Annotated in this window: 3 protein-coding genes (1 of these 3 only partly in view); all 3 read left to right on the plus strand. The window is 53.9% G+C overall.

Annotated features, from left to right (window positions below):
- Positions 1–8,909: the 3' end of a DUF885 family protein gene (locus HYT79_01980; GenBank protein MBI2069345.1), read on the plus strand. 44,332 nt of this gene lie to the left of the window's left edge; 8,909 of the gene's 53,241 nt are visible here — the last part of the coding sequence; its start codon lies beyond the left edge, outside the window; its stop codon occupies positions 8,907–8,909.
- Between the two features lie 28 nt (positions 8,910–8,937).
- Positions 8,938–11,718 (plus strand): insulinase family protein, encoded by a 2,781-nt coding sequence (locus HYT79_01985; protein ID MBI2069346.1) that lies wholly within the window; start codon positions 8,938–8,940, stop codon positions 11,716–11,718.
- A gap of 67 nt (positions 11,719–11,785) precedes the next feature.
- Positions 11,786–13,111 carry a short-chain fatty acid transporter gene (locus HYT79_01990; GenBank protein MBI2069347.1) on the plus strand — a complete coding sequence of 442 codons (1,326 nt, stop codon included), beginning with the start codon at positions 11,786–11,788 and terminating at the stop codon, positions 13,109–13,111.

Raw genomic sequence — 13,111 nt, forward strand, 5'->3', positions numbered from 1 at the left:
AACTTAAGGATCCTCTGGGCGCGTTCAGGCCAAACACCCTGGCGCCGGCAATTAACACATCGTTGAGCCAGATGGATAAATATGAGCGCCAGATGGTGCAGGGACGTTCTGCAATGGCCGGCATTTCGGGGGATTTGAGCTGGGAGCAGACGGCTGAGGATGGTAAAAATGCCGCGCTTGAAGCCAAATTGTCTGATCTCAGCAAAGAGGCCCAATCACGTTGGACAAGTCCGGATTCTTTGGAAACTGTCTTGACTTGGCTTGAAGCGTTCGCAGGATTGGCCACGCCGGGCAAAAAAATCGAATTCGTCTACGGCCAACCCGAATACGCCGGCCAGGCGGTTGTTTTTTCTTTGCGCATTCCTATGGGGCTTAACTTCGCCGACGAGCAGCGTCTATTGCGTTTTTTTAAAGATCATTTTTCCGTTCCCATGACTGATGAGCAGGCGGTGCGGGCTCGCGGGGGCCAACTCAAGAATGAAGGCAAAGAGGCGAATCTCGATATGCTTCAAGTCAAGCATTTGATCGAAAAAATCCCGGACGCCTTGTTCGGTTATAAATCCGATAAGGACGGCGTTTGGGAGTTTTGGCTTGAGATGCCGCTTCAAGAGTTGCCGGAACCGCCGCCACAGGCTAAAGAGAATACCACGGCAACGAAGGAGCAAAAAGATTCTGCATCCGTTGAGCAAGGCGGCCTATCGTTTAAGCGGCGGATCGACGAAACCATGGGGCGTATCGATGAGACCGAGCCAAACAAGGACTCTAAAGAAAAAAAGGTCCAGGCGCCTTTAACCGTCGCCGATGCCCGCTCGTCTCCGGACAAAATGTTTTTATTTTTGACTCAAGACTATCCCAGAGAGCTTGAGGAATTGCGCCAACTGACGGTCGGACTTCTATCGGCTAAAGAAACGGTCAACCGGCTTGTCGGCCTGCACTTGGCCGGTGAAATGCTGCCCAAAGAAGCCATGCAGGAGCTGATGGCCGCCAACCGTTTTCTGCCGACTTCGCAGGGAACAGAATACGCGTATTTATTCGATTTGCTCGAGCGGCATCCTTCGTTGGTCACGGACGGCCATTTGAAATCATTGCGCGATTTTTCAAAGAATGAGTTCGACGGCGCGCTGCGGCAGATCTGGAATCGCAGCGGCCCTTCCTGGCCGGCCAGTTTTTATACGCCGATAGCCGCCAGAATTTTCGGCGAACGGTGGAGCCAGGTATCGAGAAACCTGGTCAAACCCATGAAAACCCAACGGCGATTCATCATCGCCAATGTCGTGGGCATGGTCGCTTTGTCTTTGTTTTTGCTTTTCCTGGGCGGTTTTTCCATCTACGCTTCGTTCACCGGTTTGCCGGCTTTTTGGCCGTCTTCCGCCTGGGGATGGCCGGGGCGCGTTTTTATCATTGTTCTTGAGATCGTCGCCCAACTCATTGTTTTAACTTCTTGGGGTGTTTATGCCGCGCAGGGTTTAGCCCGCATGCGCCGCGTGCCGAGGCCTGATGAGTTGTATCTTGATCCTCCGCAAAAGACACCGGCCGCGATCCGGATGACGAGGCGCTGGGTTCACGCGGCTTTCAAAGGGAATCTTGCAGGCGTTCCCGTGGAATTGTTGGACCGGGCCCTGGTCCTTACCAAGGATTCTTTACCTCAACAAGAAATACGGCGGTATTTGGGTGTTTGGAAGAAGAAAATGAAAAAAATTTATGCCCGTTTAGATGAGGGCCGGAGCGTCAAGGAAAGAGAATTCAATCTGGTTAATTATGTCGGCTATCTTGCGCCGATTATTCCTCCCGAAGAACGGGAAGAGGTTTTTGACCTTCTCCTCGGCCTTTGGGGCCGGGGGCAGGAGCCTTATTATTCCAATCGTGAGGAATACTACAAGGCCTTGGCCGCTTGGATTCGTTCCGATGGATTGAATCGGCAGCAAGTCGAGCGCCTGATTGCCATGGCCAGTCAGTCAAGAGCCCGGGTTTCGCAAATTTATGAAGCCCTGGTCGCCATTGCCGAGAGATCGGATGAGTGGCCGAACCTCCGGCCCAGCATTAAAGCCATGATCGAAGCCTCCCGCGGTTATGGAGGTGACAGGGTGGACAGCGTCGTGGACTGGGCTTATTGGAATGCGGCGTTGGGGGAAAAACTCGATGTTGTTTGGGGCAAGATCATCGATGCTTTGCCCAAAAACGAGACATTTTCACCGACCGAGCGTTTTGAAGCCATGGCGCTGCGTTTTCCCATTCCTGAAAACTTGCGCCAAAAATTCAATGAAGCGTTCGCAAAACGCTTGACCGATACCAAAGGGGTTTATGAGTTGCCCCGCGCCCGCTGGATCGCCTTCCTTGTCAATAATCAGATTTATCCGGGCGGGCTTGCCGAGATGGTTCGCTGGGTGGGAGGTTGGAGCGATATTTCAAGGGGATGGGGACAAGAGGCATACCCCAAAGTTCTTGAGTCGCTCAGGATGCAGGCCAAGGTAAAAGTTCAAAGCGCGAAGGAGTCTGATGTTTTTCGTTCAGCCATGGGGAATTTGGCCCGTTTACGCTCAGGCATGGAAGGGGAAACCGGCCGGCCTTCGCCGTCGGCTTCAGGCGGCTCCAGGCGCAGCGGCGTTAGAAACGGCGGTTTTGTTCTGATCGAGATCATGGCGATGATCGCCGGTTTTTCAATCGCAGCGTTAGCGGCTTTTACCGGTTATCAGCTCTACGGCGCGGGCGGCGCTATTCTAGGCGTCGCTGTTTCCATAGCGACAATGGTCATCGGCTACCCTATCGTTCGTTGGATTCTTGCCAAAATCCGTTCGCCGGGGAATTCAATTTTTAAAAGCCCGTTTCTTCGAGAAATGTTGTGGAGCCGCGGTATGTTGATTTTCATGGCCGCGGCTCTTGTCGCTTTTGGCTTGGATACGGGAACAAAACTGTTTGCGCTTTATTCAACGGATGGGCTGGGTGTTGCTTATCATGTCCGGCCGCAATTGATCGGTTCTTTGTTGGCGCTGACCTTGCCTTTTGTCTTGACCATGCTCATCATCAGGGCCGGGATTAGAATGCTGACCCATAAATACGGCGCCGAGCTTCCCTATATTCACAAAGTTGCCGGCGCCCTCGATATTGCCTTGGGTTTTGTATTCGGCGCCGCCATTTCCTCGGCGCTCGAGTTATTGACTTGGGGCGCGGGCAGCGCCATCAACTGGATCGCCGTGGGCACGGTCAGCGATCCCGGGTGGTGGGTCATGAATATAGCGGATCTTTTCCTTTTCTTTTTCGTGCCCATGGCGTTTTATTTGATGCTTAATTTGACGGCAAGGGCCCAGGGGGGAGTTGAGAGCCGCATCGGCGCCGGTCCGTGGAAAATCACGACGAGCCTGTTGATTCTTGGTCTTAGCGGCTGGACGCACGCGTTTAATTACATGCTCGACGGAAATCCTTTTCGTTTGTCTCATTTTATCGGCGGGGCCATGCTGGCGACGATCGGCGTTTTGATGGGGGAATCGGTTCTCAAGCTGTTGGAGCCATCCGCGCCCAAAAAAGAAATCGCCGGCGGGCCGGACAAATCGTTTTTTAAAGTCTCCAAACAGAAGGGCCGCTGGCAAATGGAAATCAGCCCGGATCGTTTGGAGAAACCATTTTTGTTGTCCGCCACTCTGGAGCGGGGCACGGGCGAATACTTTCTTTATCCCTTAATGCCGTTGGGGGAATTCTTGGTTTATTTCCGGCGTCCCAAGGAAAGCCCTCATCTTGAGTTGGTCATCAAAAACACCGCTTTCCGGGCTCCGCCGGGGGGCGCCCTGGCCAAGGCCATCAAACGCTCCCTCCCCGACTCAGTCATCGCCAAGGCGAAAATCGCCGGCGCCCAAAAGAATTCCGGAAACCTGCTTGTTGAGATTGACGAGACCTTTCTTCAGGATTTGACAGGTCAGCTTGAATCGTATTTGACCGCGCTTTATGGAAACAAACAGATTGACAAAGAGTTAAGTCGTCTGGAAGATGTGTCGGCCTATCCGAAAAACGTTGAGATCAAATCCAGGCTTGTTTTCTCCGGCAAGGAGAGCGGCGACTATGGAAGCTCGTTGGCGGACACAAGAAATGTCGATATCGGCCTTCGCTACAGCCTTTCTGAGCTGCCTCAAGGCGAATTAAAAGCCCGCCCAGCGGATGAACGCATCGGGCATTTTGCCACGGCATTCGAGGATTGGAGCAATGATCAGGCGCGCAATCTCAACGCCGCCATTATTCACCGGTGGAAGCTTGAAAAGAAAGACCCTTCGGCCGCGCTGTCTGAGCCCAAGGAGCCCATTGTTTTTTGGATGGACGATACCATCCCTCAGGAATACAGAGAAGCGGTGCGGCGCGGCGTTCTGGCGTGGAATAAGGCTTTTGAAAAGATCGGGTTTAAAAACGCCGTGCAAGTCAAAGAAGTCAAACAAAACGAGCAGGACAGCGCGGGCACAAAGGAAAAAAAGAAGGCTTGGACTCTAAAAGCGATTATTAATCGTTTGACCGGTCGTTTCCGCCGTCAAAAGACCCAGGATCGTTTCGATCCGGCGGATATCCGATACAACGTGATTCATTGGTTTATGGCTTCCGAGAGCGCTCCGGCTATCGGTCCCTCCCGTGTCAATCCATTGACCGGGGAGATTTATCACGCCAGCGTTTTATTTCCCGCTGAGATGGCGCGCGTCAGCGGCTGGCTCAATTATGCCGGCGGCCGCCATGCGCAGGCTGCGCAGCGTCATTCGTGCAATTATGCGCGGGAAGCGGCTGAGCGCGGCGTGTTCGCCTTGGCTTATCTTGAAAGCCGGGGTGAAGTGACCGATGAAATACGCCGGCAATTTACCGAGGATTTTGTGACTGACGTTATTCTTCACGAAGTCGGCCATACCTTGGGATTGCGCCATAATTTCAAAGGCAGCGCCTGGAAAAATCTTGAAGACATGGCGGATTCAAAAGGCGTCCATTCCGCGTCCGTCATGGACTACAATCCGCCCAATATCGCGGGGCCGCAAGAAAAACAGGGCGCTTTTTGGCAGACGGATTTAGGCCCCTATGATTACTGGGCCATCGAATACGCGTATAAATCCTTTGAGGGGTTAAACGAGGAAGAACAGGGTCAAGAGCTGGCTAAAATCGCCTCGCGCTCCGGGGAGCCGGGCCTGGCCTATGCCACGGATGAAGATTTGACGGGCATGGATCCTCTGATTCAGCAATGGGATTTGGGCGACGATGTGCTGGCGTTCGCGCGTAGGCATACGGAGATGGCCCGGCGATTATGGGCGGGTCTCAAGGATTTTCCTTTTACTTCGGAGCAAGGTTATCAGGCGGTTACCGAACGTTTGTCCCAAGGTTATCGGACGTATTGGCGCGCGGTCAACGCCGCCGTCAAATACTTGGGCGGCATTCATTCTTATAGGAGCCGTCCCGGCGATCCTAAAGCAAAGCTGCCTTATGAACCCGTGTCCGCGGAAAAACAGCAGGAGGTTCTTGCCTTCTTGGCCGAAGAAGTTTTTGCGGACACATCATTTAATCTTGATCCGGAAATTATCCGCCAGATGGCTTCTTCGCGTTTGCCGACGGTTAAGGATAGCGATACCGAGCTCAGCTATATTCCCTGGGGCGCCACGGTTCTTCAATTAAGACAAGCCGCCTTAAAGCATATTTTCAATCCTCAGACGCTGCAGCGCATCCATGAGTCGCGGCATATGGCCACCGAAGAACAACCGGCGTTTACCATTGATGATCTGTTCCTGAACGTCACCAAATCCATCTGGAGCGAGGTCTTTTCCGCCGCCGGCAAGCGCCGCCGGGCCAAGCCCATCTCCTCTATGCGACGCGACTTGCAAAAGGCGCATCTCGAACATCTCGTCGCTATGATGAACGACAAAAATTCAGTTCCGGAAGCCGCTGATTTTGCCCGTCAGAACCTGATGTTGATCCTGGAGGCCATGGCCGCCTCCATTCAAAAAACCGGCTGGGACGATGCCAGCCAAGCGCATTTGATGCAGAGCGCTTTAAGGATTCAGAAAGCTTTGGAGGGCGGCAACAGCGCGGCTGTTGCCATGGGCGGGGTGCTGCTGGCCGCTTTGGCGGGGGGCTTGCCCTGGAGCATTTGGTCCTCGGGATATTTAGGCGCCTGGTTGATTTTAGCGGCGGCCGTTGCTGCGGCTGCGGCCTTAGGCTACGGGCTTTACCGATGGCTGCGTTCGCCGCCGGCAAATGCCGCCGTTGAAGCGCTGGCGGAAAAGGACCCCGAACTCCGCAAAGCCGCCCGCGAACGAAGGATCGCCGCCGCTTATAAAAAAGGACATTGGCTGCTTAATGCCAAAAGTTTTGCGGCCCTGGGCATCATCGCCGTGATCTCCGCTTGGATCGCTTACTCTATTTTTGTGCGCATGGGTTGGCCCGGGTTTCACAACACGGTATTTTGGTTCGGTCTTATTCTTTTCCTGCCTGTCGTCCAGGAGCTTTTCCGGCGCATCACGGGCGGCAGAAGGGAGGGTATGCCTAAGCTCGATCCCGTCAAACACGCCAAGATTTATGAAATGGTCGCCGATCTTTCCCAAAAGGCCGGGTTGAAGAAAATGCCGGAGCTTTTATTGTGGCCGATGGATGTTCCCAATGCCGCGGCCACCGGCGTCGAACACCCGATTTTGGTGACTAAAACTTACGTCCTGTTCACGGACGGTATTTTAAAAACCATGCGCCCGGAGGAAATCGCGGGCATCGTGGGCCATGAACTGTCGCATATCCGCCACCATGACATTCTTTTTCTTATTGTTTCCAGATTGTTGAGTTTTTTCCTGCTTGTTAATTTGGTTCTGATGGATGCCCCGACCGCGCTCTTGATCGCCTTGCTGATTACCGACGGGCTGTTAAGCAAGTATTTGAGCCGTTCGCGCGAATACTTGGCGGATTTAGGCGGCGCCATGTTGACGAAAAAACCCGATACGTTGGGAAGCGGACTTTTACGTTTGGATATTTGGTCGCGTTTGGTGGCCGGACGCAACACCGCTCCGGTAGGCGCGTTTACTCTTGAAGAATTGACGGCCGGCCATCCGCCTATTCTCAAGCGCGCCGAAGCGATGCGGCGTCTGATCGAGCCCGGGGCCCCGCGAAAAACATTCGGAAAGGGAGCAAAAAAAGCGTGGATGGCTTGGCTGGATGGGGCTCTTGATATTTTTGGATTGCCCTTTTTATGGATTTTGGTTTTTAAGTTAGGTTTCTTACTCGGCCTTGCGGTCGGCCTGCCGCTTATGCTGATCCTCAATGTCTCTAAATTTTTATTGATGAGGCGATCCAACAGCCCTGAAATCATCCAGGACAGATTTTTGGCTTATTTCACCCATCCTGATAAAAAACTTCGCCTATTGTCTGTTGAATCGGTGCGCCAAATGGCTAAATTGACGCCTGCGATCAGCGTGATCAATGCCGTGACCGGAGCCATGGAGACGGCGAACAAGACGGAAACGGATCCGAAGATCAAGGAGAAATTGGCTGATGCTTCCAAAAGATTAGCCCTTAGATCGAAAACCATCGTTCAGGACTCCTTGGGGGAAGAAACCGCCCGGCTGATGGTGTTGCGCGCGATGGCCGGCGAGTATGAGGCGATGGGCGTGGCGGTCGCCGATCAATCGTCCTTCGATCAGGTCGTCGGCCTCCTTGGTCAAGCGAAAGAGCCTGAAGCTCTGGCTGGATTGCCCGGAAAAACTGTTTTTGAAATTTTGAAAGAGATGTCGTTGATGATCGTGGGCAACGACGGGCGGGCGCCGCCGGCTTTAGGCCAAGTTCAGATCGACCGCTTGCCTCTCGAAACGGTTTTTTATTTCTCCGATCCTGATGCCAAAAAAATATTCATGCCTAAGCCGCTTTGGCAGGCTTTGTCGCCGGTTGAACGCGCTGGGTTTATCTGGAGAGAGGCGGCTAAAATCAAGGCGCGTCTGGCTTTTGGGGCCCAGAATAAAATTTGGGCGCAAGCGAATCCTGAGGCCGCACAATTGAGAAAGTCAATCAATGATTTAACGCCTATCCCCGGCGGGAAAAAATCCCTTGTGGATGCCAAAGCGTCCAAACTGTTAAAAAATTTCGAGCAGAGATTGGGCATGGGGCGCCCCGGCTTGCTTTATTTTCTGTTGTCGTTGCCTGTTTTAGCTCTCATTATTGCCCAGGGTATTTTTGCCGGTTTTGTGATGGCTGCGCGAACCTTGCCGTTTAGAAGCAAGGCGTTTGGGGCGGCTTTGGGCTTGGGCCTGGCCATATTCGGTCTGTGGCAGGGCGCCGGTTTATTGGCCGCAGGACTAAGCGGGTTCCTTCTCTTCGCCGGTTATGTTTTCCTGCGCCATTACCCATGGCCCAAATCCCCTTCGTTGTATGTTTTGGCCTTGCTGGCGCCGCCGATGGGCGTGTCCGCCGCGGCTCTCGCCTTGGGCGTGTCTTGGATTTTGCCATGGGTTTTCCTATTTTGGCTTTACGGCTCTTTCCTGAGGCGGATGGCTCAAGAGAAATTTTTATCGCCTGCGAACGGGGCCGGCCTTCGTTTTAGCGATCTTTGGAGCGCGACGCTCGTGACCAGCTTGATCGGCGCTACGGCTTTGATCGGCAATGTTTGGGCGCCGTTGGCTTTATTGGCCGCAGTTGCTTACTATGTGCATTTAGTCCGTTCGGGCAAAACCGGATGGCTTTACTTGGCGAGCGGCGGCGTTCTCAGCGTTCTTTTCTGGGGACTGACCTTGGCCGGATTCCCGGTCTATGCTTTGTTGGCTTTAATTGCCGCGGCTCATTTCATGGGCAACCGTTTGACTCGCAACGCAAAAACCGGCGCCGATCCTCAAAAGGGCGCCAAGGGCTCCGGAGCGCTGCAAATCATGACGCACCAGCGAGGCAAAGCGACCCCCCTTAATCATCCTTATTCAAAAGGCCGTTAGTTAAAAGACAAAATTTTTCAGGAAAGCTATGATAAAGAACAAGATCATGCTGCCTAAAACGCCGATTAAAACATTTGTTCTTAAAAACGGTCTCAGGGTCGTTGTTGTCGAGGATCATTCGGTTCCCGTCGTTTCCGTGGCCGTTGTTTACGACGTCGGAGCCCGGGCCGAGCGGCCGGGGCGTTCCGGCTTTGCTCATTTATTCGAGCACATGATGTTCCAGGGTTCGGCCAATGTGGATAAAACCGGGCATATGCGCCTGATCGAGTCCCAGGGCGGCGTTTTAAACGGTTTCACCATGAAGGATTTCACCGCTTATTATGAGACCTTGCCGTCGAACCGGCTGGCGTTAGGCTTATGGCTTGAGGCGGACCGGATGAAATCGTTGGCCGTTACTCAGGAGAATTTCGACAATCAAAAAGACGTGGTCCAGGAAGAAAAGCGCTGGCGCTACGACAATCGTCCATACATGACCGCGTTAAACGAGGAATTTCCCAAATTACTTTTTTCGCGTTGGGAGAATCAGCATTCGGTGATCGGCTCCATGAAAGATTTGGATGAATCCACGCTGGAAGACATCAGGGAATTTTTTAATGCCCATTACGTGCCCGCCAACGCGGTCGTGGTGGTGGCCGGGGACGCGCGGACTCAGGAAGTCAAAAAGTTTGCTGAAAAATATTTTTCCGGCATCCCCGGTCGGTCCAAGCCGGTTCATCATGATTTAAGCGAACAAGCAAGCGCAGGGGGGCGTCAGCAAACCTATCAAGACCGCTTCGCCGCGCTGCCTGTTTTGATGGTCGGGTGGCCCGCGCCCCCGCGCAGCAGCCCGCATTACAAAGCGCTTGAATTTTTGGGATCAGTGCTGTCGGAGGGGGACGACAGCCGTTTGCATCAGCTTTTAGTCAAGACAAAAGAATGGGCTTTGGGCGTCTCCGGCGGCATGGGCTGGCCGTTCGGCAATGTATTCACACTGCGCGATCCGGCTCCGTTCGGATTGATGGCGCATTTAAAACCGGGCGTCGATTCTCGGGACGTTCTTGATGCGATCCGCCGGGAAATCGCCGCTATCGCCGGGGGCAGTCTCACCGAAGAGGAAATGGTCCGCAGCCGGCGAAAATTTCAGGCCGGTATTCTCGATCAATTCCAGGGGACCGAAACCAGAGCCTATTGGCTGGGCATTTATACCCATCTCAACGGCGGCAATCCGCAAGGTTTTGAGTCCGAGTTAAACGCTTATTTATCGGGAATCAGCAGGGAAATGGTGATGAAAGCCGCGGGCGCCGGGTATTTTGAAGAAGGCAAACAAAGCGTTTTGTTGGTTGAGCCGGACCCGTCCAAGGCCGGCGCAACGCAAGCCCAGGCCGCCCGTCCCAAAGCTTCCTCTGGAAACGGGCATCCGGCAACAGAGGCCGCCAAGCGCGAACAGCCGCCTCTTCAGGGAGCCCCTAAAAAAACAACGCAAAAGAAAATCGTTTCGTGGCGGCTTGCCAACGGGTTTAACATTGTTTTGATCCGCGATCAGCGCCTGCCTTTTATCAAAGCAAGGCTGCTGTTTCCGGCTCTCAACGAGGGACAAACAGGGCCCGGCATGGCTCAAGCGCAGGCCATGGCTCATTTGCTTAAAGCCGGCACAAGCCGGATGAATAATGCGCAAATCGAGTCGGCTCTGGCGGGCATGGGCGCCTCTCTAGGCGCCGGCGCCGGGCATGATTATTTTCACTTGAGCGGTTCGGTTTTATCCGCGACCAGCGGGGATTTCTTCAAACTGTTGACTGAGCTGTTGACCGATTCTGTTTTCCCGGAAAACGAGTTGGAGCTTTGGCGCGCCAACACGCTTGAGGAATTAAAAGATGAGCGCAGCCGGCCCGAATTCCTTCGGGATGAGCGCTGGTCTGCGGAGGTTTTCGGCCGGCATCCCTATAGCCTTGTCTCGCCGAGCCCGGATCAAGTGCGCGCCGTTTCAAGAGGCGAAGTTTTGGGTATTTACCGGCGGCAATTTAATCCCGGCCAAGGGACCCTTGTCCTTGTCGGCGATGCGGCGCCGGCTGATCTCAAAAAGCTGTTGTCGGCAACGTTAGGCAAGCTGGCGCGGCCTAAGCCCCCGGCTTTGCGCGCATCTAAAAATCCGCCGTTTCCCGCCGCTGCGGCGAAACCGCGAATCGTCATCGTCGACCGGCCGGCTTCCGCGCAGTCTGAAATCGTTTTAGGGCATTTATCCATCAAGCGCGCGCATCCTGATTATTACAACCTGGTTTTAGGCAATGCGGTTTTGGGCGTGACCTTTGATTCAAGGCTTAACCGGAAGCTTCGCGAAGAAAAGGGCTATACCTACGGCGCCGGCAGCGCGATCGGGCGGTATCTGCAAACAGGCACCTTTAAGGTCAAGACTGCGGTGAGAACGGAAGTGACGGCTCCGGCTTTGGCGGAGATTTTTGATGAGCTAAAGCGCATCCGGGAATCCGGCATCAAGGATGAGGAACTGAGCCTGGCTAAGAATTATCTTGCCGGCGCTGATGCGATCGCTCAGGGAACCCAGGATTATTTAGCGGATAAAATTGCGGAGTATTGCTCTTTGGGCGTGGCGGCTGCCGAAATCAACCGTTTTCGCGGAAAAATTTTAGGCGTTTCCCGCAAAAAAGCGGAATCCGCCGTCAGAAAACATATGAATCCGGGAGCGGCTGTTGTGGTCGTCGTGGGTGATGCCGCTAAAATCGCCGGGCCGCTTGAGCGTTTCGGCGCTATCGAGATTTATGACGCCCAGGGCGTAAAGCTTTCAGGCCGGACGCACGCTGCAGTTTCCTCCGCATAAAAAAGGGGACAATGGTGTCTGTCACTATTTTTTAGTGGGACAAATCGTTTGGCGTTTGAACTCTTGGATGAGCCGCGTCGTTCCGGATGCCTTTATCCTCGCCGTTTTTTTAACCTTCATTGTTTTTGCTTTAGCCAAAGCATTGACGCCGTCGGGATGGGGGGATATTGTGCTGGCCTGGGGCGACGGATTTTGGGCGCTGTTGTCCTTTTCCATGCAAATGAGCCTGGTGATGCTCACCGGCTTTATCGTCTCCCATAGCCCTTATGTCCGCCGAGGGCTTCATGCGTTCTCTTCGCTGGCTAAGGATGGGCGTTCGGCCTGCGCGCTCATGGCTTTCTCATCCATGGTTCTAGCGTGGTTTCATTGGGGGTTGGGCATCGTGGGCAGCGCGGTGCTGACGCGTTATTTTGCTTTGCGCCAGCAAAAGATTCATTACCCGCTTTTGGTGGCCAGCGGTTATTTCGGCATGGGCGCAATCTGGCACGCGGGTTTATCCGGCAGCGCGCCTTTGTTGGTGGCTACCAAGGGCCATTTTTTGGAATCGAGCCTGGGCGTTGTGCCGTTCGGGCAGACGATTTTTTCCCCGTGGAATCTGATTCTTTCGTTCATCACCATCGGCGTCTTGACCGCGCTTGCCTGGCGGCTTTATCCGGCTAAGGGCCAGGCCGTGGCCGTCTGCCCGGAAGCGACGTTGGACCAATTCCATACGGAGCTGGTGGATAAAGACGAAGAAGCGCTCCAGCGCCGGATTGAGGCCCGAAGCCCGGCCCAATGGCTGGAAAGCACGTATTGGGTCAACGGCGCGTTGGGCGTTTGCGGGCTGATGTATTTAGCCTTATTGATCGGGCGCGGCCGGTGGAATTTCGATCTTAATCTTTTTAATTTCATTTTTTTGACGCTGGCTGTTTTGATTCACCCGAATATCAAAAGCCTCCTCGAGGCCGCGGCCGACGGCGCCAAAACCATCACCGGCATCGTGCTTCAGTTTCCGATTTACGCGGGCATGTTCGGCGTCATTAAAAGCACGGGGCTTGCGAATATCCTCGCGCAATGGTTCGCTTCATTGGCCGGGCCGAAAACGTTTCCCTTGGTCGTTTATTTTTATTCCGGAGTCCTGAATTATTTTGTTCCATCCGGAGGCTCGAAATGGGCCATCGAAGCTCCGTATCTTTTGGAAGCCGCGAAATCGCTGGGTGTGCCGGCGCCAACCTTGGTTCTTTCTTATGCCTGGGGCGATATGGTCACGGATTTGATTCAGCCGTTTTGGTGCTTGCCGCTGCTGGCCGCGGCGCAAATCGAATTTCGCCAAATCATGGGTTATTTGACGGCCGCTTTTGTGGCGGCAACAGCTGTTGGCACGGTGGGCATTCTTATCTTGGGGGTTTTATAA

The sequence above is a fragment of the Elusimicrobiota bacterium genome (assembly GCA_016180815.1).
Lineage (GTDB): Bacteria > Elusimicrobiota > Elusimicrobia > JACQPE01 > JACQPE01 > JACPAN01.

What these genes read in the sequence shown, in the direction of transcription:
- HYT79_01985 (MBI2069346.1), top strand. Translation starts at nt 8,938, where the DNA reads ATGATAAAGAACAAGATCATGCTGCCTAAAACGCCGATTAAAACATTT.
- HYT79_01990 (MBI2069347.1), top strand. Translation starts at nt 11,786, where the DNA reads ATGAGCCGCGTCGTTCCGGATGCCTTTATCCTCGCCGTTTTTTTAACC.